The sequence below is a fragment of the Fervidobacterium sp. genome (assembly GCA_026419195.1).
In the GTDB taxonomy this organism is placed as follows: Bacteria; Thermotogota; Thermotogae; order Thermotogales; family Fervidobacteriaceae; genus Fervidobacterium.
Map to the genome: position 1 here is coordinate 96364 of JANZZV010000001.1, position 26208 is coordinate 122571.

Genomic DNA, 26208 nt, shown 5'->3' on the forward strand with positions numbered 1-26208 from the left:
TGAAAAAATGAAATGGTTAACAAAAGATAATGTTGAAGAGCTCAAGAAATTAATCATTAAGGAAGGTTGGTATGTTGAAGATCTACTTAGAATCACAGCAGAAGCGTTTAAGGAAAGAAATATTGAACTTGCCAAGCAAGTTGAGGACGAATATTGGGATGTTTATAATGAATATCTCGAAATTCTCAATTACTCACAAGTAATCGTAGGTTTATGCAACCCAAATGGTTACGACCTTAGATTTGTATTTGGATCTGCTCTCATATCAAAGATACTTCTTGATATAGGTAAGAGACTAAAAGATATTGTTTTTGACATTAAACAGCTTGTTAGAGAACCTGAATTAAACCAAAGTGTAATGTTGCCAGAAATGTTCTCTTTCTCTCAAAAGATACTTAGGAGAGCTTTGAGAATTTACGTTGATCAAAATCTGGAGGGCGCATCTGGAGTATGTTCACAAGATTCAATTATAGATGGAATGTTTGCAAAATTTAACGATGATATAATAAAAATTATCCAAGACAATCCTCGTTTAGTTAGAAGAGCATTACTTCTTATGGATATATCGAAAGCTCTTGAAGAACTTTCTGATTTTTCTGTCCAGATAATCGAAGTTACATATTATATACTGACTGGAAAATACCATACTTGTTACAACGATCTTCTCCAACCATTCTCCATTGAAATTTTTAAGGCAAAATAATAATGCAAGCATGGAGTGAGGATTTTGAGAACGTTGACAAAATATGTTATCAAACAATCCCTAAAGCCATTTTTCATGGGACTAGGTGGTTTTATCGTATTTGTAAGTGTTGAATGGCTGTATCAAATATCAGATTATATTATTAGAAACAGGGTAGGTATTGACAAACTACTTATATTTGTCATGTACAACGTACCGTACTTTACCTTTCTTGGTATACCTGTTGGTGTACTATTCGCTATTTTTTGGGTTATTAGCGAAATGTACACGAGTCGCGAGATAAGTGCACTCTTAGTACACGGTATATCGGCAAAAAGACTTGTAACACCGTTTGTAATTTTAGCAGTTGTCTTGGGGTTTTTCTCTTGGCTACTCGGAGACTATGTGGTGCCTATTTCAAACTATAAATCCACTCAGATACTGAATCAGTACATATTCCAAACACCCGAAAATGTTGTAAAGACCAACATGCTTGTTGAGTTAGAAAAGGATGTGTATTTTTACGTAAAAGAACACAACAAACAAAAGGGAGAATTATACGACGTTGTTCTATTTAGAAACGAAGAGGGAAATGAACAGATATTAACCGCAAAGAAAGTTGTGAAGAAAAAAGACGGTTGGTTCCTTATGGATGGTTCCATGTACGTTGTTGAGATTGAGACTGGTTTTCTAAGATTGGATATGCAGTTCAAAGAGATGAAACTCGATGTTGCTGGAGAGATAGAAGAAATGTTGAGAGCTTACAAAACAACTCGCGATAAAACATCAAAAGAATTGAGGGAGCAACTTGAGACGTACAAAAAATTGGGAATAAACACAGCAAACCTATTAGTTGAGCTTCATCAGCGATATGCAAATGCGCTTGGTGCACTTGTAATTGTTCTGTTGGGTTTACCAATTTCTTTACTGTTTGGTCTTACCAGCAGGTCTTGGAGCGTTATTTTGACATTCTTAATAGTTGTCTTGTACCAGGGTTCTGGAGCTTGGCTTTCTGGTATGGGAAAAGAAGGGTTGATGGATCCTATACTTGCGACCTGGTTACCAAACATTATTTTTGCTACAATTGGATTTTTACTCTACATCTTAATAGATACACCTATAGCATACAAAATGATAGAAGTATTTTCTAGACTATTTGTTTTTATTGTAGTTTCAGCAAGTTTTATATATGTTAACACATCAACGGGTTTTTCATCGATAATTCAAGCTAAATCAAATGAGGCACGTTTCTCTACGCAGTCTGTAATATTTCGTGGAGAAGTTTCTTTGGTTTGGGACAAATACAAAATACTTTGCGATGAAGCATCCGCTACAATAGTTGATGGTACCGTCAAAGCTTTGGAAGCATATGGGAACGTGAAATTTTACGACCAAGACAGAGTCTACATTTCACGAAAAATCAGATACGAATTTGAAAGTAATAAAGCATTGATTGTAAATGCCAAGGTAGTGTACAATTATGATTACAAAGGAAAAAAAGTACCAGTGTACGTTTACGGTTCTCAAATAGAGTACGATGCTGAAACATCATTAGGCATTATCCAAAGCTCGCAGCTGACAACATGTAATTTAGAAGAACCTCATTATATGATACTTTCGTCCACTGTCTTTGTACTGGAAAATAAATACATTATAGCAGAAAATTCATTTCTTGTTATCTTGGGCGTGCCTCTCTTGCCGTATCCAATATATATAACAACGTTAGAGGGAACTCCTCCTTACTCTTTCTCTCTCGTTTTCGGTAATACAATAAACATTGCACAAACGTTCAATTTTACTGTAAACGATTGGGCGCTTAAAATTGAGATTGGAACAAAAGGAAATCTAATCGAAGCAACGGATAAAAAAGTGAAGACAAATAAGTTCGTTTATGATGAACAAAGAGATTACGTTGAGTTTTCCTTTATACCTTTTGTTTATAAATACTCAAGAGGTACAATTTACTACAAGTTCGATGGTCCAATTTATGTAGAAGGAAATTATTACGGTGAAAATAACTTTTCCCAAAAGTTGGGTATCAATTTACAAAATGAGAATGTATACATTAGACCTTATGTTTTGTACGATGAGAAATTAACTGATAGTATAGTGTATTTCAATGGTGGTATTAGAAACATTTCTTTCCAACTGTTTGATGATAACACATTGAAAGTAAATTCAGTTGATAATACGTTTAGGTTACAAACAGACGGTTATTTAACTTCTTTGCAAAAAACATGGAATACTTACTATCAAACTTCATATAATATAGGACTATCAAGCAAAAAGTTGAGTTACAGTCTTTCATTCATCGGGAATGTGTACAGTAACAGTGAAAATAGAAATATTACCTATACGTATCAACTGCCTTGGAGTTGGAAAGAGGGACCTTTTGCAGTTGATTTTAATTACACTTTTACAGTAAAGAATATCATGAATTATGTTTCAAACACAAAAAGAGAATTCTTAGGTGCATCTGACAACTACACATTGACCGGAATGTACAATTTAGGTCCATTCAAATTAACATCTCGATGGGAACAGACGTATAATTTCATTGACGAATCCTCAGCCAATAACAAAAATAATCTCAGATTTACCGGAGAAATTAACTCTGCTAATCTGACAATCTCTGGTGCAAGAACACTTGATTTAAATAACAATAGATTGCTTCCAGACACTCTTACTCTGAGAACTAAGCAATCAGTTGGGGATGTTGAACTGACAAATTCCATTTCTTTAAATTATGATAACGTGAATAAAAAACTTGGGAATGAGAACATTACAATAAGTGCAAATTACAAACCTTTAAATGCAGAATATACTTTGCAGTTTACCATTCAACCTGGTAAGCCTATAGATACGTACGTTCATATAATTAAATATGGTAATTTTTCCATGACCGCATATCAACAAAACGATTTTATAAAAAATGCAGTTGCTACTGGAAGCCTTGATTTATTTGGTTACAAAACGACAATAAGAGCAAATTACAACCAAGCTTCTCGGGAGTCCGCACCTAACTGGAATTTGTCTTACATTATGGAAAAACCTAGCGAAAGATATGTACTCTCTTATAATTTGGATGGAAAGAAGACCTACAAGCTTGAAGCAACACTGAAAACTTTTGATCCAGAAACGAAGATAGGACTAACGTATAATCCGGAGAAGAATACTATTGACTTTTTAAGCTTGAATTTGGATAAGTCACTACATTGTTGGAGACTAAATTTTGGAATAGACTTTTCAAACAGAAGCGCCAATATTCTAGAAAATATAGACAAAGTATATTTCAAATTCTATTTGACAGATATGCCGGACCGCTTCTTCCAGATAGATCCAAAAAGTGGTCAGTTTGAATTCGGTGGAATGTAAACACAAAAAGAGCGGACGTGAAGGTGAGTATTTTTGGACAACGTAGACTTATTGTTCAGATTTAAAAGTATTTTGCGTTCTATTTTAACCAACAGCGTGTGTAAAACAAGAGTTTTACTTGCTGTTTCTGGTGGTGTTGATTCTGTTGTCATGCTCGATTTATTCGATTCAGTTAGGGATGAGTTTAATCTTCAAATTGGTGTTGCTACGTTAAATCATAAGTTAAGAAAAGAAGCTCAAGAGGAAGTAAAATTCGTGGAAAGATTGTGTAGAGACAGAGGATTAGATTTTTTTACTGAAGAGGCAGATGTGTTACAATATTCAAAAGAACATAAATTGTCGATAGAGGAAGCAGCAAGGATCTTAAGGTATGGGTTTCTTATCGATGTTTCGGATAATTACTGTTACAAATACATTGCCACCGCACACAATTCAAACGATTTGCTTGAGACCATGATATTAAGATTAGTTAAAGGAACAGGTCCATACGGGTTAGTTGGAATGAATCTTGTTAATGGAAGATTTATACGACCTCTACTGTTTTTTAAAAGAGAAGAAATAGAAAAATACGCAAGACACAAAGATTTACCATTTGTTACAGACACGTCTAATTACGATATCAAGTACAACCGCAACTTCATAAGACATAAAGTAATACCTCTATTAAAAGAAATAAACCCTTCTGTCGAAGATGCTTCCCTCAAGCTTGCCAAAGGTATATGGGAGCTTGAGAAGTATATTAATTCTACTATTCAATCGTTTAATGAAAAGCATTCTATGAAAATAGGCGAATACATTGTATTTAAACTCCACAAAGACAAGTATTTACAAGTTGAGCAAATCAGAAGGTTGGCGCTCTCGTTTTTTGGAAAACCTATCGATAGTGAAAAAATTGAAAGATTTAAGAAACTTCAGCAATCAGATAAAATTTCGTACAAAGTTTTATTTTGGAAAGACTTGGGGATTGAAGTGTCACGCGGTTGGTGCATCATGGGTAAGGTTGGTAAATATCAACATAATTCAAAGATAATAAACATACCAATGAATAAAGTTGTAACAGAAACTGTAATATTTAATGATTACTTCTTAAAAATATCAAGTTGTGGTATAATGAAAGGAGCGAATGATAAGTGTCTGAGTTTTGAAGTAAGAAATTGGTTGGAAGGTGATAAGTTGTTAAGCGGAAAGAAGGTAAAGGAATTTTTTGTAGAAAAGAAGATACCAACGTTTGTGAAGCACTTAATTCCATTGGTAGTATCGGTTAAAGAGGGTAAAGTTGTATACATACCGTATTTGTATGAAGCTAAAGGATATCTAAACCCATTAGGTATTACTATAGAAACGAAAGGAGGCTTTTATTTTGAATCGTAACATAGGTTCTATCATATTTCTAATATTGATAGCTTTATCACTCTTTTGGATCTACGAAGGATTCGTAAATTCGAAAGCTGCAATTGAAGTTAATATGAGCTACAGTGAGTTTGTCAAGAGACTGAGTACAGGTGAAACAGACATCGCAGAAGTTATAATAAAAGATGACGGTAATTTAAGTGTTAAGACAAAGCAAGGTAAAGCTTATTCTGTTTATGCACCTTGGTTCAGATACGATATCGAGAATATTAATAAACTTGTTGAATACGGCGTGATCGTACAAGGTGAAAAGGTTACGGATAGTAGTTTTTGGGTGAATATTATTGGAAACATAGCGATATTCGTGGTAACTTTGTTGCTTTTTGCCTTCATAATTCGTGGTCTTGGGAGAGGCAATAACCAAGCGTTCACGTTTACAAAAAGTAGAGCTGAAAGAGTTAATCCAAATAAGATAAAAGTTACATTCAAAGACGTAGCAGGTGTAGATGAAGCAATAGAAGAGCTGAAAGAGACCGTTGAATTTCTTAAAAGTCCGGGTAAGTTTGCTAAGCTTGGTGCACGAATGCCGAAAGGTATATTACTTGTTGGACCTCCGGGTACAGGTAAGACCTTGCTTGCACGTGCCGTTGCAGGCGAGGCAAATGTACCGTTTTTTCACATCAGTGGTTCAGATTTTGTTGAACTTTTCGTTGGTGTTGGTGCAGCAAGGGTGAGAGATCTATTTGAACAAGCTAAATCAAGTGCGCCTTGTATAGTGTTTATAGATGAAATCGACGCTGTTGGAAGGCATAGGGGTGCAGGACTTGGTGGTGGGCATGACGAAAGAGAACAGACACTAAACCAATTGCTTGTGGAAATGGACGGATTTGATATAAATCAAGGCATAGTAGTAATGGCAGCAACAAACAGACCCGACATACTCGACCCTGCCCTTTTAAGGCCTGGCAGATTCGACAAAAAGGTTGTTGTAGATCCACCGGATGTAAAAGGAAGAGAAGCGATACTTAAAATACATCTGCGAAACAAACCGATTGATAGAGACGTTGACGTGTCTGTTTTAGCTAAAAGAACGACAGGTTTTGTTGGTGCTGATCTTGAGAATTTAGTTAATGAAGCTGCGTTACTTGCAGCGAGAGATGGTCGAAACGTTATAAAGATGAACGACTTTGAAGAAGCCATTGATAGAGTTATAGCAGGGCCTGCAAGGAAATCGCGAGTTATTTCTGAAAAACAAAAGAAAATAGTGGCATATCATGAAGTTGGACATGCTATAATCAGTTCTTCATTACCGAATTCAGATCCAGTTCACAGAATATCTATAACACCACGAGGCTATGCTGCTCTTGGGTATACATTGCATTTACCAGCGGAGGACAAGTATTTGGTAAGCAAAAACGAGCTGCTGGATACTATAACCACGCTTCTTGGCGGAAGGGCAGCTGAGGAATTGGTGTTTGGTGATTTTACAAGTGGAGCAGCAAACGATATTGAAAGGGCAACAGAAATTGCAAGAAAAATGGTATGTGAGTATGGAATGAGTGAGAACTTTGGACCACTTGCTTGGGGTAAGACTGAACAGGAAGTTTTCCTTGGAAAAGAACTTACAAGAATAAGAAATTATAGTGAAGAAGTCGCAAAGATGATAGACCATGAAATTCAGTACATTGTAAAGTCATGTTACGACAGAGCGAAGGAAATATTGATTAAAAACAAAGACAAGATGGAACAGATAGTGTCTGTTTTGCTTGAACGAGAAGTAATGAGTGGAGAAGAATTAAGAGCAATGCTGAACGGAAATGATGAAGGGTTAAACATTAAAGCTCAACAAGCTTAGTGTTTAAATAACCTTTTAAAATTGTTGGGGGGAGACATTGTGGGTGAAAATCTTGAAAAGCTCGTTGGACTCAACAAGTCTATTGAGGTACTGCCTGATGAATCAACAGTCTGGGATGAAGATGAAGAGATGGCTAATTTACATTTAGTTTCTACTTCGGGACTACTGAGAGAAATAAATTATGTTACTGGCGAGTTCCTGAATTCTTTTCTCGGCGAGGATGAGATATCGGTAGTCGTTTACAGTGAACTTTCACATCTCAAACCGGTAGTTGTTGGTGAAAGACTAATAGTTGGTATCAGAGTTTCTGAGGTCAGTGAAAACGTTATTACGTTCAAAGCAATCGTAATGAGGGAGAATGAAAAGGTTGCAGAAGCTTCTATTAAGAGGGCGGTTGTTTCAAGAAATTATTTAAAAAGAAAGGCTATCGAGCGCTTCTAGTTCACACTATCTACATTTGGAGGATGCGTTTAGTGAGAAGACCAGCAAATGAGACATTGTTTAATGAGTTTCAGTATGTGAAAAAATTGAGAGATTCAGAGATAGAACTTGAAAACGTAACAGGCAACCTCCCGGAGGTTGCCTTTATTTTCCCAGACAACTATAAAATTGCCAGCAGTAGTTTAGCTTGGAGCTGGATACAGCGGCTGTTATCGCTAAATAAAGTAAGTATACACAGATTTTTTTACGAAAATTGGTTTCGTAAATTTTACTCTCTTGAAAAGCAAGCACCAATCGATGAATACCCAATTTGGATGTTTACAATCCAGTTTGAAAACAACCTAATAAATATAGCTGATATGCTTGTCAAAAAAAATATCCCACTCAAATCAACGGAACGTACCCATCATCATCCACTGATTATAATTGGTGGACCAGTTACGTTTTTTAACCATCATCTTTTAGAAGAAATCGCAGATTTTGTATTCATTGGAGATCTGGAGTCCGAAGTTAAACAATTTGCAGATGCCATTTTGGAGTATATAAGAACAAAAAATCCTGAACCTTTTAGAAGAATAGATGGTATTTATTCGTTGAAATACAAAAAGACCCATTACAGAAAATGCAATGGAACATTATCACCCGTGCCCCATTCTCATTATATAACACCTTACTCTACTTTTCCGAACAAATTGTTGATCGAAATAGGCAGAGGTTGCATATGGAGATGTGCTTTTTGCGTAACAGGTTATACAAAAAAGCCAGTTAAATTCGCTGACATAGACGAAGTAAAACACATAATTGAAAAATACCGTGAGAAAGAGTTTGGGTTCATAAGTGCAACAATTACCGATTACCCTTATCTTTCGAATTTGCTTGAATACATCAAAAACAAAGATATAAAATTCTCAGTTTCATCTCTGAGGGCTGATAAATTAGACAAAAATTTGGCGTACTTACTAAGGAAATCAAATCAACAATCTTTTACCTTAGCTCCGGAAGGTATATCCCAGAAACTTAGGGACGCGATGCTTAAAGATATGAACACCGAAAGTATTCTTAACGCTCTTAGGATAGGAATTGAAGTAGGTTTTGAAAGCGTGAAGTTGTATTACATTGTTGGGCTTGGAGAAGATGAAAGTGATTACATTGAGTTTTTTGAATTTTTGCAAGAAGTTCAAAGACTTGGATATAAACAAATCACGTTAAGTATTAATCCGCTCGTTCCTAAGCCAAAAACTCCATTTGAAAATAAAAAAATAGTGGATAAGAAGACATACGATGAAATTGTTAAGAGAATAAGAAAAAATCTGCCCCGAAACATCAAGGCAGATTTTGAAAGTTACAAAGAAGCACAGTTGCAGTACGAAATTGCGCACTTAAAGGGAGCTCAAACGGTAGATTTCTTAAAAAGACATTTCAAATTGTATTATTCAAATCTTTCTTAGTTTCATAGCAAATATACCTGTTGATAATACAACGGCTGTTTCAAAGCGTAATATCTTTTTACCAAGGCAAACACTCTTGAATTTCTCCTTTAGCAACTTAAGTTCTTTTTTAGAAAACCCACCTTCCGGACCGGCTATAACACCCACGCTTTTGGAGATACGCTTGGGTATTTTTCTACCTTTGAAGTCAAGTATGTAAGTACTCTCTGGGGCTATAGAAAAAATATCCAAAAATTCTATGGCTCTTATAGATGGAAAGTGGTATCTAACACATTGTTTAGCAGCCTCTCTAACAACAAGTTCAAGTTTTTCTTGTTTATCGTTATAATAGCGTGATGCATGTTCGTTGTTGAAGACGTAAATCTCATCAACTCCTAATTCAACAGCCTTTTCTATTGTCCATCTTAACCTTTCCCAACGTCCAGATGGAGCAAATAAAACCAACCTACCATCGATGGGAGGTATGAATTCGTAATTTATGACACTCCCATAAGCTTCTGTTTTACCTATTGCCTTAACAACTATTTTGTATCTTCCACCATTTCCATCAGTTGCCTCTATTATTTCCCCTTCCTTGATTCGCATTACCTTCATGTGCATAACTTCGTGTTCATCTAGGTAAACAGCATCATCTTTTGGTATACAAAAATAAAGATTCGGCAATTTTATCCCCCCTACTAACAACAACGCCCCGCTTGCACTACGGGGCTGAAATTTTGAAAAATTTAGTTTTGGCTAAACTTACCAGTGCAGAAGCTCTTTTTCAGTTTCTTTATCGAATACGTGCATGGTTGTCATATCAAACACCAAGTCGATTTTTTGACCTTCCTTTGCCTGGCTTTTCGCGTTAACTCTTGCTACAAGTCTATCGTCTCCGGCAATGACATGGAGTAAAGTTTCGCTACCAAGTGGTTCAACTACGTCGACAGTAACTTCTGCTGTATTTTCTGGTTTTGGTGCAATGGCAAACATTTTGTCGTATATATTTTCGGGTCTTATACCAAAAATTACATCCTTATCTATGTGTTTCGAAAGTTTATCTTCGTATTCAGCAGGTACCTTGAGTTTCAAGCCACTTGTTTTAATCCACAGTCCTCCTTCACCTCGTATGATCTTTGCATTGATGAAGTTCATCGAAGGACTACCTATAAATCCAGCAACAAATATATTTGCAGGTCTATTGTAAACTTCGTAAGGACTACCTATTTGTTGAATAACTCCATCTTTCATAATAACAATTTTATCAGCCATAGTCATTGCCTCAACTTGGTCGTGTGTAACGTACACAATTGTTGCCTCAAGCCTTGAATGAAGCTTTTTTAGCTCTGACCTCATTTGAACACGTAATTTTGCATCAAGGTTTGAAAGTGGTTCGTCGAAAAGGAACACTTTTGGATGTCTAACTATCGCTCTACCAACAGCAACCCTTTGCCTTTGTCCACCCGAAAGTTGTCTGGGTTTTCTGTCAAGAAGATGTTCAATCTCAAGTATTTTTGCTGCTTCCCTAACCCTTTTTTCAATCTCGTCCTTTGGAACTTTTCTAAGTTTCAATCCGAATGCCATATTTTCATAAACGCTCATGTGTGGATAAAGTGCGTAATTCTGAAACACAAAGGCTATATCCCTATCTTTTGGTTCAACATCGTTGACAACCCTTCCATCAATCTTTATCTCACCTTTTGTTATCTCTTCAAGTCCCGCTATCATTCTCAACGTTGTTGTCTTTCCACAGCCTGATGGCCCGAGTAAAACAACAAATTCCTTGTCTTCAACGGTAAAATTAGCATCTTTGACTGCTTCAACCTTTCCTTCATATATCTTCCATACATGTTCGAGTATAACCTGTGCCATATTTTTAAACCTCCTCCTCTGAACTGTTGTCTGAGATGTTCTTAAAAAGATTATCTACATTCAGTTCCTTAAAAAGTGAAGGATCACCAACATCTAGCAAATAAAGTTCCCAAACCTTGTCAATGAAATCCAATATTTTGTTGTATTTATCGTAATTGATAATAACAGATACAGGTCTTCCATTCTTTGTTATTACTATGTCTATTCCTTCAGAATCCTCGATTACTTTTGAGAATTTAGCCTTTGCATCAGCTAAGGAATAGAACTCAACCTTTTGTCTCATGCTTAATCCTCCTTGACTATAATTATAGTCACAAATCTTAGAAAAATAAAGTTATGCCTAAAACGTTACCGAAAATTTACTTACATGTAAAACCATTTCTTAAAAACGAGTGTAAAATTTGACTGAACGGTCAATAAAATTCTTCTACTTGAAAGATGTATTTAATAAATTGTAGTTTAAAAGGAGGGATATCATGGTTGTGGGTGGATTGAAGGGTATGGTGTATCATCAAGCAGGAAAGTTAATCGCTTCTGTTATCAGGAAAGCAGATGTACAAACATTTTCAAAACTTCTGTTTACGGTTGCTGCGTTGAGTAAGGAACCTGCAAAAAGTGGTTTGAAAAAGCTTGGTTTGATGGCGCAAGAAGAGCATCCCATGATTAAGAAGTGGATAGATATATTTCAAAAGGCTTCTCCACAGTCGGTTGAGAAGATCATAAACAATTTGATTATTAACGAATTTGCTATAGGTGAGCCTCTCAGACAAAAGTTGATGCATGAACACAAGGTTGTTTTGCCCAAACTTGGTGTTATCAGTCCTACATACGCGTGTAACTTGAACTGTGTTGGATGTTACGCAGGTTTGTATGGTAGAAAATATGAGCTTACAAAAGATGAAGTGAGAAGTGTTCTTAAGCAAGGTGAACAGCTTGGTATTTATTTCTGGGTTATCACTGGTGGAGAGCCATTCTACTGGCCACATCTAATGGAAATATTTGAAGAGTTTAATGAGCATTATTTTATGGTATATTCTAACGGTATTCTTATAAACGAGGAAAAAGCCAAAAAGTTGTCCGAACTTGGAAACGTTACTATATCCATATCTGTTGAGGGGTTTGAGTCGGAGACTGATTGGAGAAGAGGTAAGGGAGTTTTTAAAGCTATACAAAATACGTGGGAAAGATTAAGAAAATACGGTGTACCATTTGGCGCAAGTGTAACTGCAACGCGTGTGAACCATGATGTTATTATGAAAGATGAGTTCTGGGATTTCCTGGAGCAAAACGGGGTAGCCTATGTATGGATTTACCAGTTCATGCCAGTTGGGCAAGACCCAGTAATGGATCTTGTTCCAACTCCGCAACAGAGATATGAAAGGTTTTTCAAAACAGATGAGATGCGACTCAGTGGAAGATTTGCGTTCGTTGCAGATTTTTGGAACCATGGTTTCTTGACACATGGTTGTTTATCTGCAGGTGCAAAGTATTTCCATGTTAACGCAAAAGGTTACGTTGAACCTTGTGTCTTCCAGCAATTTGCGGTCGATAGTATAAGAGAAAAGACTTTGCTTGAAATATTCAAGTCACCGTTCTTTGAAGCTTACAAAAAGGCAATACCATTTTCTAATAACCTTTTCAGACCATGTCCAATAATAGATAATCCAAAAGTTTTTAGAGCGATGGTAAAGAACTTCAACGCTATACCACAACATGAAGGTTCTGAAAAAACTGTGACAGAACTTGCTCCTGAACTGGACAAACTTGCAGCAGAATGGAGCAAATATGCTGATAAGCTTTGGTATGAATATGGCTATGTCGAAAGATATCCTGTTAACAGAGGGATATACAATTATGAAACAAGAATGAAGAGGTATGCCAACAAGGAAGAGGCTCTAAAGGTTGATAAAAAGCTGAATGTTTGATGCTCCCATGCTCTTGAGTTTAGAATGTAGGGGGCGCTTAACTTGACGGAAAAAAGAGAAAATAAAACCAAGGAAAAGATTATTGAAGCAGCAAGGAAGCTTTTTTCGGAAAAGGGATTTGAAGGAGTTAGCATGGAGGATATTGCGCAGGCCTCAGGCGTGCGCAAGTCGCTTATTTACTATTATTTTCCAAGCAAAGAAGTGCTTTTTGAAGAGATATGGATGAAGGTTATTGATGAATTGGAAAATGATGTGTTCAGCGAGGTTGAAAACGAAGGAAGCGTAGTAAAGATTATTAAGAAATTAATAAAAAAATATGTTGAATTTGCCATGAACAAAGAAGAGCTGAGTAAATTGATAGCAAGAGAGAGAATGAATGTTTTAGAAAGTCAGAATAATCTTTCAAACGCAAAAAAACGGTATGAAATATTTTTACAAAAGTTTGAGAAGATCTTTGAAAAGGGTAGAGCAGAGAATGTCTTAAACGACGTTGAACCTTCCACGGCAACAGAGATAGTCTCGTCTGTTGATGCTATTCCGAGAAGAAATCTACTTAAAAGCGTTGAGGATTTTTTGCTCAAAGTTATTTTGAAAGAAAAAAGTTTAGCTGAGTAATTACCAGGAAGGAGAGAACGCAAATTGGATGGTGTTAAGAAAAAAGCATTCTATTTTATTGTTCTTATGGGATTAGTAAGCCTCTTTAGTGATATTACCTATGAAGGGGCAAGGAGTTTAGTTGGACCATATCTTGGTTTGCTTGGTGCTTCAGCAGTAATTGTAAGTGCGGTGGCGGGTTTTGGAGAATTTCTTGGATATGTTTTAAGATTCGTAACCGGGAAGCTTGTTGACAAAACAAAAAAATATTGGCTTTTTGCGATAGTTGGCTATTCTTTGAACTTGTTTGTTATACCTACCCTTGCATTAACCAAAAACTGGGCAATGGCTGCGTTGTTGGTTATCTTTGAAAGAATTGGAAAGGCTATGAGAAAACCAGCAAAAGATACAATAACGTCTTTTGCAAGTAGTCAGGTTGGTTATGGAACCGGTTTTGCAATAGAAGAATTCATGGACCAGATAGGTGCTACTATAGGACCTCTTGTAATGAGTTTGACAATTGCAGCAAATGTAAAACTCGAGACTATCGAGGCATACAGAAGAGCATTTTCTTTCTTAGCTTTTCCAGCACTTATAACTATAGGTATAATAATTGTCGCACGAATACTTGTACCTAATCCAGAAAAGATGGAGAAAAAGACTGAGCAAGTCACAGATATAAAGCTGAACAAGAGTTTTTATCTGTACTTGCTTGGTATTTCTTTGATAGCCTTTGGTTTCTCCGACTTTGCGTTGATTGGCTTTCATGCTCAAAAAGCCAGGTTACTTACTCCTGCGATGATTCCGGTTGCTTATATGATTGCTATGTTGGTGGATGCTTTTTCAGCTCTTTTATTTGGTAGAATGTTCGATAAAATTGGATTGGTAACACTTGCAGTTTCAACGTTTATTTCTTCTTTTTACTCATTATTTGCGTTTGGTAATACGACATACGGAATTATGATCGGTGCCGTATTGTGGGGAATTGGGATGGGTGCGCAAGAATCTATAATGAAAGCTGCCGTTGCTAAACTTGTTGCCCGAGAAAAAAGAGCTACTGCTTACGGCTTTTTCAACGCTGTATTTGGAGTTGCTTGGTTTGTTGGCAGCGCAGTACTTGGTGTACTTTATACTATTAATCTCACAATTTTAATTTTGGTCTCCGTAATTATCGAAGTAGCTGCGTCCATTGTTTTTTTAAATTTGAGAAATGCAAGTGCAAATTAATATTTGTAACTTAAACAAACAAGGGGTGTTTAAACACCCCTTTTTATTTTAGCGCGTTAGATTTATCTTCTCTTTGTTACGCCCTGTTTTTTATCTAGCCTTTTCTTGTACTCAGAATACGTTTTTTGACTATCTTTTAAAAACTTTGCAAGCTTTTTCTCGAAATCTTCTTTTTTGCTCTCTACTGATTCACTTTCTTTTGTTTCTTCCTTAAGCGAGAGTTCCCATTTACCATCTCTACCCTTGCCAATTACCTTTGCTTCAACTTCTTGACCTACCTTGAGATAATCCTCAACTTTTTGAACATACTGATTTGAAATCTTAGAAATATGGATAAATCCTTTTTCACCGTTTTCTAATTCGACGTTTGCTCCGAATTTGAGTACTTCTACTACTTTTCCCTTTACTACCTGACCAACTTCCATAAAATATAACCCTCCTGAAAAGTTAGATTGGAAAATACTCAAGCATCAGTACTTACCTTCAAATTTCTTCTTGAATTTTTGGACACGTCCTTCAGAATCTACTATTAGTCCAACACCTCCACTTCCTTTGTAAAGTGGATGGCAATTTGAACAAACATCAACTTTAAGCTGTTCTTTTGTTGTCCATATCTTGTGTTCCGCGCCACACGCACACTTCACATTTAAAAGCCTCATCTCTGGGTGTATACCCTTTTTCAATGTACGTCACCTCTCCTTAAAGATTTTTCGTCATTTAAAATCACGTTATATAATATCATTTTTTTTAGATTTTTTCAAGTGTTATATTTTTACTTCTTTAAAATTCTCTTGAATTGTATTGAGCAGGCTAATAGTTTGCTTAACGTTCGAGAATACCATGTTTAGCTCATCTAAGAACTTTTGAATAGATGCGCTTATTTCTTCTGCTGTAGCCGAACTTTCTTCTGAAATTGCAAGTAAATTCTGTATACTCGTTGTTATGCTTTCAAGTTTGTGCGTTTCCGAGTTTAATGTATTCACAAGGTTGTTGAGCTGGTTGGTTATCTGCGATATAATCTCGCTTGACTCCTTGCTTTTTGTTGCACTCTCTGAAAGGCTCTTTGATTGACTTTTCAATTCTTCATAACCTTTTATAACACTGTTGCTCAATTTGTCTATTCCTGCTGAGATACTTCCCAAAAACTGTGCTATTTTAACTGCCGATGCTTTGCTTTCTTCTGCCAATTTTCTTATTTCATCCGCCACCACTGCAAAACCCCTACCAGCTTCTCCACTTCTTGCTGCTTCTATAGCCGCGTTCAAGGCCAATAGATTGGTTTGTTCCGCAATGCTCATTACAGTGTTAGCTATATCCATTATAGCACTTGCTTGACCTCTCAGTTTTTCACTTTCGGATGCAATGTTTTCAAACTCACTGCTCATGACACTCATTCCTGAAGCAGAATTTTCAACGCTCTTTGCAGCTGATATAATTTTCTCAACTGCAACGTTTAAATCATGTATTATCTGATTTTGCTGTCCTATGGTTTTTGAAATCGTATCAACATTCGAGGCTACTGCTTCAGAGATTTTTTCTGCATCGTTACTTATTTGAACGGCCGTCTGTGCAACTTGAGAAGATAGTTCTTTCATAGTATCTATCTGTTCTTGAACAACATTAGCTGAGTCAAGTGTTTTTTTTGCAAAAGCCATGATTTCTTCTGTATCACCTTGCAAGCCTATTAAAAACTCTCTCAAGACAAAGACAGCTTCCGCATTCTCTTTCGAAAGTTCCTCAAAAGTCTTCTCACCTTTTATGAGAACTAAGTTGTTAAAGTCCTTGTTCTTGTAAATTTCCGCAATTTCTTTTGCACTGTCCATACCTTTTTTAAAATCAAACAGACCAAAATATACACCTGCTAAGATAAAACCACCTGTAAGTAAAGAACCAAAAAGTGGTCCAACGAGAGTTGTAAAAAGCCAAGAGAGTGTAAAAGTAATGACTGGGAAGACAACTATATAAGTACTGAACATCGACTTTAGAAGCCCCAATGAAAATGCTTTAAAGAGTTTCAGTGTTACTAATTTACCATAAGGTTTGGTGGACTTAATTTTGATCTCCAAGAATGAACCCGAAGCACTAAAACCTTGATCAATTATCTCGACTGTAAGGGGATCATTGAAGAAGTCTGCAGCTCCTTTTAGTAATCCCAAAAAGTAATGTCTAAAATCTCTTGAAGATTCGTATCTTACGATTGCTGTCTTCTCGTCCACATATGTGAATTTGATGCGCGGTGGTTTGGAACCTGTGATTCTACGAGTTAAGGCCCTGTGAACACTGTCCATTGCACTCAAAAATGACATGCAACCTTCTTTTTTGAAATAACTTGGGTATGCAGAGTGGAAGGCTTTTATGTTGTTATAACCTGTCTCCTCCCAGAGTTGTTCGTATGTTCTACCTGTTCTTTGGGCTAGCTTTTTCGAAAAATTCACTACCAAATCATCAGGTATATCATTTGTTGGGATTAACAATTTGGAAGTATCAAGCTTAAATTCATCGACTAAGGAGTTTACCACCGATTCACCGTAAAGTCTGCGCCATGTTGAGAGCCATATGTTCATTATAAAACTCTTCATAACCACCCCTCCAATTCTGTAAATTTGTTGAGTATTTTATATTATGATGTTACAATATATTATAACACAAATACCTGGAAAACTGCAACAAAGGGGTGAACTTATATGTGTAGAATGGCTGGTTTCAGTTCAAAAAATGATTTTGGCATATCTCAAATACTGGATTTTACAAAGCGTATGGCTCGCTATGGTTTAGAATCACCACACGAAGATGGTTGGGGAATAGTTGCTTTAAACAGGAAAGAGAAGATAATTTATAAATCCATCGTGCCCATATACGAAGATCCAAGAATCGATTTGTTTGGCATGGGTCTTTACAGTTTAGGTATAGTTCACGCAAGGTTAGCATCATCTGGTATACCAAAAACAGGTCTTCAACTCCATCCTTTTCATATTGATGGGAGATACTTTGCTCACAATGGGACTGTAAAGACTGCTAGAAGACTAAATATCTATGACAGTGACACGTACGAATACTTTGAATTTATATCACGTTTCAGAAATGTTTACGAACTTGCTGAGAACATAGGAAAATATGCCCAAAATAATAAATACAGTGGTCTTAACTTTTTAATGATCGACGAGGTTGAAATGGCACTGTACATTTGCTGTCTTTATTCTGATCAAAATTTAAGTAGCTACTACACTTTGCACTATCACAATGATGAAGAAAACTTTGTGGTGTTTTCCGAACCACTTGACAACAGTTACGTTCCAATGAAAAATGGTGAACTTCTAAAAGTAATTGATGGAAAGATAATTGAACAAATCTTTTTGAATTAACTCAACCCTTCACATCTCCACGTTTCACAAATTGGATAGTGATAAGTGAAAGAAGTAAAAACGTTATAGCAAAGGCAAACAGCGTTTTGTATCCCATCTTATCGATAAACAATCCAGCAAGTGGTGGGGCGATTATGTTTGCTGCCATTGAAAAGAAATAATACAAGCCTGTGTAACCTCCCACCTTTTCTTCTACCGTCATGTCAACTATCGTTGGTAGAGAGTTAACATTTACCAAAGCCCATCCAATGCCACCGAGTGCAAAGATAAGAAAGTACAAATTAACTATTAACCGAGTATCACTTAAGGTAACACTTATGAGAAGTGCAGCTATTAATACGCTAAGGACTACCACCAGCCCGATGCTCATTGCCTTCTTTCTTCCAAGTTTTGCACCTATAAATCCAGCTGGTATTGCAAAAATCATAAATGTCAATGAGAAAAACCCAAGCACAAGTGCCCCTGTACTTTCTTTTATCCCGAGATTGAATTTTACATAGCTTGTAAAGAAAGTTTCGAGTGCGTTGTAACCTATAAACCAAAGTAATATCGAAACAAGCATGAAAAGCAAGCTTTTTTCTTTAGAATAGAATACGTCTTTCAGATTTTCTTTAAGTTCGTTGAAACTCTTCTCGTAAACGTCGTTGAATTTAAGTCTTACATTCTCTTTTGTTTTATATTTCTTATCTTCTTTTATAAAAATCACCACAAGTAACTGAGATACGAGCAGAATAACTCCTCCTATTAGAAAAGGGAGCGCATAGTTTATATCATACAAAGGTTTGCCTGCAAAAAATGCAAGAAGTGCCCCCACACCGCCCATGAAATTAATAACACCGTTTGCTTGGCTTCTGTATTCTGATGGAGTTATATCTGGCATCAAGGCAATTACTGGGGATCTGAAGAGCGCCATAAAGAAATTCATAAATATTATATTCAACATCATAAGCCACAATAAATGTATTGCACGTGTTGTTGGAATGAGTCCAAACGTTACAGCAGCCAGCGGGGCGCCAACAAGGATGTAAGGCATTCTCCTACCAAGACGCGTCCTTGTCTGATCACTTAGAGTGCCTACAAGTGGTAACATGAAAATCGCAAATATGTTATCAATTGTCATAACAAAACCAATAGTTGCCGACGAAAGGTTGAAATCTTTTAAAAATATGGGAACGTATGCATTGTAAAGTGGCCAAACAAGGCTAATACCAAAAAAACCAAAGCCAAGCAATAATAAATTTTTGAAACTGATGCCTCTTTTGATCGCCATGTTCATCCCATATCCCCCCTCTTGCAATAATGCAGTACTTAGCTACCTAAGCAAAACATCTTAAGAGCAAAACCTTTAAGCAGTGATATGTGTGTAAAAGTGCGAATCAGCAGGTTGTTTAGGATATCACTTTTTCATTTTACCATACCATTATTAAGATTCTTAATAAGAATTCTTAGAATATATCACTACCTTTAGTTTCAACACCGTAAAACAACACAACAAGTGCACTAATCAGTGAAAGCAAAGCCAAATATAAGAAGATCTCAAATAGTGTTTTATTATTAGTTAACATGTATCCACCATATTGTGGTGCTAATATTCCGGCAATCCTTGCTATCACCCCTGCCATTCCATTTCCAGTTCCTCTCATACTGGTAGGATAAAGTTCGGGTGTATAAGCGTACACGAGTCCCCAAACTCCAAGTACAAAAAACGAAAGTAATATAGCTACAGTTATAAGTTGAAGTGTAGATGAAACAAACGCCCACAATATAGCTGTTATCGATGTTCCAAGTGTGTAGATAAATAATGATTTCTTTCTGCCGAGTCTTTCAATAAAATACGCTGCTGATAAATAACCAGGAAGTTGCGCAACAAGCATAAAAAATGTAAACCACAGAGATTTTGTCGAATCCAAACCTTTTTGAGCAAATATTTTCGGAGCCCATGAAAATAAAACATAATAAACAAAACTCACGTTAAACCACTGAAACCATATCATAACTGTTCTTTTCAAGTATTTTCCTTTCAATATGTCTACTATTTTTGTGTTCGCATCGTTAATATACTCTATTTCTTCATCAAAATTTGTCCCAAACATTTCTGTCAAGCGTTTCTTACCGTACTTCTTAAATGTAAACTTGGGTGATTCAGGCAATCTGAAGAGTATTGGTAATAATACCATTCCGCTTAAGAACACCAGAAAGCTAATTCGCCAATCTAAGTTCACAGTCAAAACAGATACGATACCTATTATAATACTTCCTATTGCCCAACTTGCTTCCAACAACACAAGGTACGCACCCCTTAATCCCTTTCCTGTGAACTCAGCTAAATAAGCATTTACCGAGGGCATCAAACCTCCATAACCTATTCCAGCTAATGTACGGAAAATAATGAACATATCTGAATGGTTAGTAACCCCAAGCAGTGCTGTAAATAACACTGTGAAAATGAAATATATAATGTTTGATAATTTTCGTCCAAAAATATCCGAAATCGTACCAACACTTAAAGCACCTATAAGCATTCCCACAAAAGTTGAGCTGATTATATTTGCGGAAGTTTTGATGTCCAGTTGCCAGATTTTAGATATAGTCGGCAATGTAAAAGACAAAACAAGAACACCGGCAGCATCAAACATCCACATTAACGAGGTTACAAGCAAAATCTTTTTCTGATAAACAGGTGCAATCTTTTCTTCCACAAACTTGTCTAAACTTACCATGTAAGAACCTCCTTTCAAATCAACTTTTGACAGCTCACAACTATATTTTACTATAGATACATCTAATGTAAATATATGTAAACTTAATCGTATTGGTGTATAAAATAAAAAAAGCCCGGAACCGGGCTTTTTTTATTTTGTGGTTATTCTCTAAAGAAAGTCAGATAAGCAATGAACAAGATAGCGAGCATCCAGGTGAACCAATGTACTTCTTTTCTCTTGCCAGATAAAGTTTTTACAATCGGATAGGTAATTATTCCAAGTGCAATACCATTCGCGATTGAATAGGTAAATGGAATCATAGTCAAAGTAACAAAGGCAGGGACTGCGTCAGTAACATCATCCCATTTTATCGACATCAGGCTTTTAATCATCAACACGCCAACGAAAATCAATGCAGGTGCAGTTGCGGCTGCGGGAATTGTAAGCGCAAGAGGAGAGAAAAACAACATAGCAAGCATTAAAAGTGCAACTACCACAGCTGTTAAACCTGTTCTACCACCTACGGCTATACCTGTGCTACTTTCAATGTAGGTTGTAACTGTTGACGTTCCAAAAAGTGCACCGGCTACTGTACCTATTGCATCTGACAAATATGCTTTTGTAGCTCTTTCTATTTCACCGTTTTTCTTTGTAAAACCTGTACCTTCAGCAAGTCCGGTTAACGTACCAAGTGTATCGAAGAAATCAACAAAAAAGAACGTTCCAACAACAACCCAGAATGTACCGGAAAGAAGTGTTTGAGGGTCGAATTTTAGTTGGAAAAAGGTTGGAGATATATCTGGAATCTTACCTATTATACCTTGATAATGTGTGACGTTGAATATCGGCATAGCGCCTATAATTGTCGTTAAGATGATGCCAAGTAATATCGAACCAGGAACTTGTAGTGCGAACAACACGACAGTTATGAAAAATCCTACGATGGCAAGTAACGTATCGGGTTTATTTAAATGTCCGAGAGTTACAGCTGTTATCGGATCTGGTATTACTACACCCGCATTTTTCAAACCTATTAAGGCTATGAAAAGACCTATACCTGCACCTGTTGCCGCCTTAACTGGTTGTGGTACAGCCCTCGCAACAAAGCTTCTTGCACCCGTAATAGTTAACAGTACGAATATGATACCTTCTATGAACACAGCTGTAAGTGCCAGTTGCCATGGGATACCGAGTTTTAAACAAACAGTGTATGTGAAATAAGCGTTGAGTCCCATACCAGGTGCGAGCGCAAATGGGTAATTTGCATATAGTCCCATTATTAGTGTTGCCACTGCACCACCAACTATGGTTGCAACCATAAAAGAACCGTAATATGTGTTGTAAAGCCCTTGATCAACGATTTTTCCAGCCTGATCGAAAATTCCGGGAACCGCTTGAACAAGGATTGAAGGGTTAACAAACACAATGTAAGCCATCGTGAGAAACGTTGTTACACCGGCGACTATCTCGCGACGTACTGTGGAACCTGCTTGGGAAATTCCAAAATACTTATCCATATGTTTTCACTCCCCCCACGAATAAGGTTTTGTCACCCACTCTAAGGTATTTGGGCCTTATTTTAGCTTTATCTTTGTTTTACTTTCAAATTCAACAACTGTGCCATCAACTATTATATGGTCTATATCCGTACCCTCAACCATCTGAATGATGGCATCTTCAAGGTCTTTCTTTTCTTTGTTGAGTTCTTTTATCGTATCCTTTACCCGTAGGTACCTTCTTACAAAATTTTCAAGAGTTTGCAAAAGTTGTTCGTTTTGTGTACTATCCATTCTATAACACCTCGCTTATTCTGTGAACAACTTCTTCAATTTCAGTATTGGTTAGCTCAGGGAAAATAGGTAAAGCAAGTGTTGTTTTCGATAATTTTTCAGAAACAGGGAAATCTCCTTCTTTGTAGCCGTATGAAGAAAAACACTTTTGCAAATGCAAAGGCAAGGGATAATATATTGCTGTACCTATTTTGTGATCTTCCAAATGTCTTCTTACTCGTTCACGGGTTCCTTCACTTTCAAATTCAACAACGTATTGATGATAAACATGTGATCGGTAACCTCTATTTTCAACTTTTGGATATTTCACCGGTAGTTTTTTATCTTCAATGATTTTTTCATAATACCTTGCAATTTGCAATCTCCTTTCTATCCAATCATCTAAGTATCTAAGTTTCACCGATAAAATGGCCGCATGCAGGGAATCAAGTCTTGAGTTGTAGCCAACCATTTCATGGTAATATTTCTTCTTTGAACCATGTTGTCTTAACATTCGAGACTTCTCAGCCAAGTTATCATCGTTGGTAACTATCATGCCTGCATCGCCGTAAGCCCCAAGGTTTTTTGTTGGAAAAAACGAAAAAATACCAATTTCACCAAAAGTTCCTGATTTTATAACTTTATCTTTTACTTTTCCTTCACTTCCTACAGATTGCGCAGCGTCTTCTAATATTTTAACATGGTATCTCTCCTTTAGGAAGAGTAGATTTTCAAAATCAACAGTTCTTCCAAACAAATGTACTGGTATCACAACGCGTATGTTATCTTTTTTTAAAGCACGCTCCACCTGATTTAGGTCTATATTATAGGTATCATTATCAACATCCACAAAAACAGGTATTCCGCCGTTTCTAACTATACAAGATGCCGTTGCAAAAAATGTATATGGAGTTGTTATTACCTTTTCACCTTTTTCTATACCTAAGGAATGAAGTGCTATCACCAACGCATCACTACCATTTGCCACACCAACAGCATGTTTTACGCCAAGATAATGTGCAAACTCTCTTTCAAATTTTTCAACAGCAGGTCCCAAAATAACCTTTCCTTCTGACAAAACGCTATCTATTGTTCTTAAAATTTCTTCTTTCAGCATATCGTATTGGCGTGTTAAATCGAACAATGGTATCATAACTTATCCTCCTATCACTTTTATGAATTTTAAAGTACTTTAATTTATCGATAGTTTATTTTGCAGTGTTTTTCAGAAAAAACCAACCTAAGGAACTCATGATTTCTGTAGCTTATATAAAGATCCACCGAAGTATTATCTTTCAGAAAATCTATTATAGGAAGATTTTCTGCAGCGAGATCTTTAAAATCGTTTGGTATTGCTATAAACTGCTCCATACCAATTTTTGAATGTCTAAGAGGTTTTGTGTAAATTTTGTATCTTCCTACCTGTGTTTCAAATGCCTTAAAATATTCACGAGCTAACGAGGTATTCTTTTCGTTGTAATGTAAAAATCCCAAAAAGAGTTTCATCTCTGGTGATTTTTCAAATCTTCTTAGATGCTGCACGTCGATTTTGTAACCTGACAAATATTTTCTTGCAGCTATTATAAGCTGACCAAAAAGACACCATTCTGGTGCTGTGGTTGTTTCACCCTTCAGATACGATTTGTGCACATTTAGACATGTGTGGTTTTGTAAGGGATAATCTCTTGAGTTATCAATATAAACACTCAATAACAATATTAAAGAAGCGAATCCTTTTTCTCTAACAGCTTTTGCTACGTCATCTGCATTTGCTAAGTTTGTGTACATACGATAAATCAAATTCCAAAATGAAGATTTTTTCGTAAGTAGTAGTAGTACTTTCTCTATTCCATCGGCAGTACCTTTAAGTAATTCTCTCTCCAATAAAAGTAAGAGTGGGTAGATCGAATCTGGATTGTTCTTGACGAATGCAACCAACTGCTGCGATATATCTTGACCAATGTAAAGTTCCGTTAATAACTTATTGTACTGTGCTTCTATACCACTTGCCTGCTCAAACGAAGAATGTGCCTTCTTTAAATCACCTGAGAGCATAGAATTCAAACCTTCAAAAATTAACTTCCAATTCAAATTGGCAGTTTTCTGAGAAAAAATCCTTAGTGTCTTTTCTATCGAGTCAATACTTGCATCGTAGTCTTGAAAGTTTATATCGTAGATACTCAAACTTCCTTCTTCAGTTATGTGTGCACTTGTGGTTATGTTTTCTTTTATTTTTTTTACAGTTTCTTCTTCGTATTTTAAGTCTTTTGATTCTTTTGATTTTTCTTTCAGAAGTCCTTTCTTTTTCAGGTCTTTTTCGAGTTCTGCTTTTAATTTCATAATGTTTTTTAGTTTTTCATCGTCGTTTTCAAACATTCTCCCACCCTATTTCTTTGCAATTTTGTCTTAAACTGAAATACGTCTTCCCAATTACTATATGATCTACCAAGGACACACCAAGCAACTCACCAGCCTTCTTTATGCGTTTTGTAAGTTCAACATCTTCTTGGCTTGGTGTGGGATCGCCTGATGGGTGATTGTGCACCATAATGATGGCTGTTGAGTTCCTGATAATTGCTTCTCTAAATATATCTCTTGGATGGGCTAAGGATGTTGTAATCGTTCCGCGGGAGATTTCTTTGCTACTGATAACGTTTAATTTAGAATCTAAGAAAATAACCCTGACAGTTTCTTGTGGGAGTATCTGCATGTCTATACAGTACTGAAACACCTTCTCTGGTGAGTTAAGTCTTGGATCTTCTGTAAGAATTTCTTCTTTTATCAACCTCTTTGCGAGCTCAAAAGTAGCTAATAAAGTTATTATCTTAGCGTTACCTAAGCCTTTTATTTTTTTAAATTCATCAAAAGACGCTTTTGACATTTTGTAAAGACTGTTTTCAAAATGCTCAAAGAGTTCTCTCGAAACTTTTACAACATCTCTGCCCCTCGTACCTGTCCTGAGCAAAATTGCTATTAACTCCTCTGTTGAAAGACTTTCACTGCCGTTGTTTAGCAGTTTCTCTCTTGGTCCCTTTTTCAAAACCACTGAGATCTATTAGCCCCCTATCAACAAGTATTTTCCATAGCTTTGGTAAAGGTAACCCAACAACATTTGTATAATCCCCGATGATTTTTTCTACAAATACCCCCCCTAAGCCTTGGATTCCGTAAGCACCTGCCTTATCCAAAGGTTCTTTAGTCCTCACATAATACTCAATCTCTGCTTTCTCCATTTTTCTGAACTTGACTTTTGTTACTTCGTAAAACGATATCTCTTCGTTATCCACCAAAAGACAAACGCCCGTATAAACCCTGTGCCATTTTCCAGATATCTTACTCAGCATGTCAAAAGCTTCTGATTCATTTGCAGGTTTTCCAAGAATACTCTTTTTGTATACAACGATTGTATCTGCTGATATAATTATATCACTTTCAGAACATTTTTTTCTCACCGATCTTGCTTTTTCTTTTGCAAGTTCGACAACAATTTCCTGAGGTTTTTTCAAAGGGTCTATAACCTCGTGTAGTTGCGGTGATATAACTTCAAATTCTAAGCCAAGTTGGCTAAGTAATTGTTTTCGTCTTGGTGATGATGAGGCTAAGATTATCATATTCGACAACTCCAAA

General features: G+C 36.3%; 24 protein-coding genes. 10 read left to right on the plus strand and 14 right to left on the minus strand.

Going from position 1 to position 26208, the window contains the following annotated elements:
- Window positions 1-7 precede the first annotated feature (7 nt).
- The 6 genes from N2Z58_00425 to N2Z58_00450 are packed head-to-tail and all read left to right on the plus strand — an operon-like array spanning window position 8 to window position 9151.
- Complete coding sequence (locus tag N2Z58_00425; GenBank protein ID MCX7653134.1) at window positions 8-703, plus strand: phosphate uptake regulator PhoU; 696 nt, start codon at window positions 8-10, stop codon at window positions 701-703.
- A 15-nt stretch (window positions 704-718) separates the two neighbouring features.
- Window positions 719-4057, plus strand: coding sequence for an LptF/LptG family permease (locus N2Z58_00430; protein ID MCX7653135.1), 3339 nt, complete (start codon window positions 719-721; stop codon window positions 4055-4057).
- Between the two features lie 33 nt (window positions 4058-4090).
- Complete coding sequence (gene tilS / locus N2Z58_00435; GenBank protein ID MCX7653136.1) at window positions 4091-5428, plus strand: tRNA lysidine(34) synthetase TilS; 1338 nt, start codon at window positions 4091-4093, stop codon at window positions 5426-5428.
- Window positions 5418-7262, plus strand: coding sequence for an ATP-dependent zinc metalloprotease FtsH (gene ftsH / locus N2Z58_00440; protein ID MCX7653137.1), 1845 nt, complete (start codon window positions 5418-5420; stop codon window positions 7260-7262). Before tilS ends, ftsH begins: the two co-directional genes overlap by 11 nt.
- A 39-nt stretch (window positions 7263-7301) precedes the next feature.
- Window positions 7302-7703: a thioesterase gene (locus tag N2Z58_00445; protein MCX7653138.1), complete on the plus strand. Its 402-nt coding sequence runs from the start codon at window positions 7302-7304 to the stop codon at window positions 7701-7703.
- A gap of 32 nt (window positions 7704-7735) precedes the next feature.
- Complete coding sequence (locus N2Z58_00450) at window positions 7736-9151, plus strand: B12-binding domain-containing radical SAM protein (protein ID MCX7653139.1); 1416 nt, start codon at window positions 7736-7738, stop codon at window positions 9149-9151.
- Here the strand turns inward: N2Z58_00450 and N2Z58_00455 are convergent.
- From N2Z58_00455 to N2Z58_00465, 3 genes are all read right to left on the minus strand, one after another.
- Window positions 9137-9814: a 16S rRNA (uracil(1498)-N(3))-methyltransferase gene (locus N2Z58_00455; protein ID MCX7653140.1), complete on the minus strand. Its 678-nt coding sequence runs from the start codon at window positions 9812-9814 to the stop codon at window positions 9137-9139. The genes N2Z58_00450 and N2Z58_00455 overlap by 15 nt on opposite strands.
- A 78-nt stretch (window positions 9815-9892) precedes the next feature.
- The gene (ugpC, locus tag N2Z58_00460) at window positions 9893-11002 is read right to left on the minus strand and encodes a sn-glycerol-3-phosphate ABC transporter ATP-binding protein UgpC (protein ID MCX7653141.1); all 1110 of its coding nucleotides are present in this window, start codon (window positions 11000-11002) and stop codon (window positions 9893-9895) included.
- Window positions 11003-11006: 4 nt separating this feature from the next.
- Window positions 11007-11285, minus strand: a complete 279-nt coding sequence (locus N2Z58_00465) for a type II toxin-antitoxin system Phd/YefM family antitoxin (GenBank protein MCX7653142.1) — start codon at window positions 11283-11285, stop codon at window positions 11007-11009.
- A 193-nt stretch (window positions 11286-11478) separates the two neighbouring features.
- Between N2Z58_00465 and N2Z58_00470 the strand changes: the two genes are divergently transcribed.
- From N2Z58_00470 to N2Z58_00480, 3 genes are read left to right on the plus strand one after another with little or no spacing between them, the layout of a single operon-like run.
- Window positions 11479-12927: a radical SAM protein gene (locus tag N2Z58_00470; protein MCX7653143.1), complete on the plus strand. Its 1449-nt coding sequence runs from the start codon at window positions 11479-11481 to the stop codon at window positions 12925-12927.
- Window positions 12928-12969: 42 nt separating this feature from the next.
- Window positions 12970-13542, plus strand: a complete 573-nt coding sequence (locus N2Z58_00475; protein ID MCX7653144.1) for a TetR/AcrR family transcriptional regulator — start codon at window positions 12970-12972, stop codon at window positions 13540-13542.
- Between the two features lie 24 nt (window positions 13543-13566).
- Window positions 13567-14748: an MFS transporter gene (locus N2Z58_00480; protein ID MCX7653145.1), complete on the plus strand. Its 1182-nt coding sequence runs from the start codon at window positions 13567-13569 to the stop codon at window positions 14746-14748.
- 62 nt (window positions 14749-14810) lie between these two features.
- Here the strand turns inward: N2Z58_00480 and N2Z58_00485 are convergent, their stop codons facing one another.
- The 3 genes from N2Z58_00485 to N2Z58_00495 all read right to left on the minus strand — a co-directional run bounded on the left by N2Z58_00485 (window position 14811) and on the right by N2Z58_00495 (window position 17327).
- A complete protein-coding gene (locus N2Z58_00485) occupies window positions 14811-15173 on the minus strand; it encodes a S1 RNA-binding domain-containing protein (protein ID MCX7653146.1) in 363 nt (120 codons plus the stop codon).
- A gap of 45 nt (window positions 15174-15218) precedes the next feature.
- On the minus strand, window positions 15219-15431 hold the full coding sequence (gene rpmE, locus N2Z58_00490; GenBank protein ID MCX7653147.1) for a 50S ribosomal protein L31: 213 nt from the start codon (window positions 15429-15431) through the stop codon (window positions 15219-15221).
- Between the two features lie 81 nt (window positions 15432-15512).
- Window positions 15513-17327, minus strand: a complete 1815-nt coding sequence (locus N2Z58_00495) for a heme NO-binding domain-containing protein (GenBank protein MCX7653148.1) — start codon at window positions 17325-17327, stop codon at window positions 15513-15515.
- A gap of 105 nt (window positions 17328-17432) precedes the next feature.
- Here N2Z58_00495 and N2Z58_00500 point away from each other — a divergent pair, with 105 nt between their 5' ends.
- Window positions 17433-18110, plus strand: coding sequence for a class II glutamine amidotransferase (locus N2Z58_00500; protein ID MCX7653149.1), 678 nt, complete (start codon window positions 17433-17435; stop codon window positions 18108-18110).
- A gap of 1 nt (window position 18111) precedes the next feature.
- On the opposite strand, the gene N2Z58_00505 is transcribed toward N2Z58_00500, so the two are convergent.
- The 8 genes from N2Z58_00505 to N2Z58_00540 all read right to left on the minus strand — a co-directional run bounded on the left by N2Z58_00505 (window position 18112) and on the right by N2Z58_00540 (window position 26192).
- Entirely contained in the window at window positions 18112-19386 is a 1275-nt protein-coding gene (locus N2Z58_00505; protein ID MCX7653150.1) for an SLC45 family MFS transporter, read from the minus strand.
- Window positions 19387-19555: 169 nt separating this feature from the next.
- Complete coding sequence (locus N2Z58_00510) at window positions 19556-20830, minus strand: MFS transporter (GenBank protein MCX7653151.1); 1275 nt, start codon at window positions 20828-20830, stop codon at window positions 19556-19558.
- Window positions 20831-20973: 143 nt separating this feature from the next.
- Window positions 20974-22329, minus strand: a complete 1356-nt coding sequence (locus N2Z58_00515; GenBank protein ID MCX7653152.1) for an NCS2 family permease — start codon at window positions 22327-22329, stop codon at window positions 20974-20976.
- Between the two features lie 57 nt (window positions 22330-22386).
- Window positions 22387-22602 carry a hypothetical protein gene (locus tag N2Z58_00520; GenBank protein MCX7653153.1) on the minus strand — a complete coding sequence of 72 codons (216 nt, stop codon included), beginning with the start codon at window positions 22600-22602 and terminating at the stop codon, window positions 22387-22389.
- A gap of 1 nt (window position 22603) precedes the next feature.
- Entirely contained in the window at window positions 22604-23734 is a 1131-nt protein-coding gene (locus tag N2Z58_00525; protein ID MCX7653154.1) for a DegT/DnrJ/EryC1/StrS family aminotransferase, read from the minus strand.
- Window positions 23735-23778: 44 nt separating this feature from the next.
- On the minus strand, window positions 23779-24957 hold the full coding sequence (locus N2Z58_00530; protein MCX7653155.1) for a hypothetical protein: 1179 nt from the start codon (window positions 24955-24957) through the stop codon (window positions 23779-23781).
- Complete coding sequence (gene radC / locus N2Z58_00535) at window positions 24950-25627, minus strand: DNA repair protein RadC (GenBank protein ID MCX7653156.1); 678 nt, start codon at window positions 25625-25627, stop codon at window positions 24950-24952. Before radC ends, N2Z58_00530 begins: the two co-directional genes overlap by 8 nt.
- The gene (locus tag N2Z58_00540; GenBank protein ID MCX7653157.1) at window positions 25578-26192 is read right to left on the minus strand and encodes a Maf family protein; all 615 of its coding nucleotides are present in this window, start codon (window positions 26190-26192) and stop codon (window positions 25578-25580) included. Before N2Z58_00540 ends, radC begins: the two co-directional genes overlap by 50 nt.
- Window positions 26193-26208 lie beyond the last annotated feature (16 nt).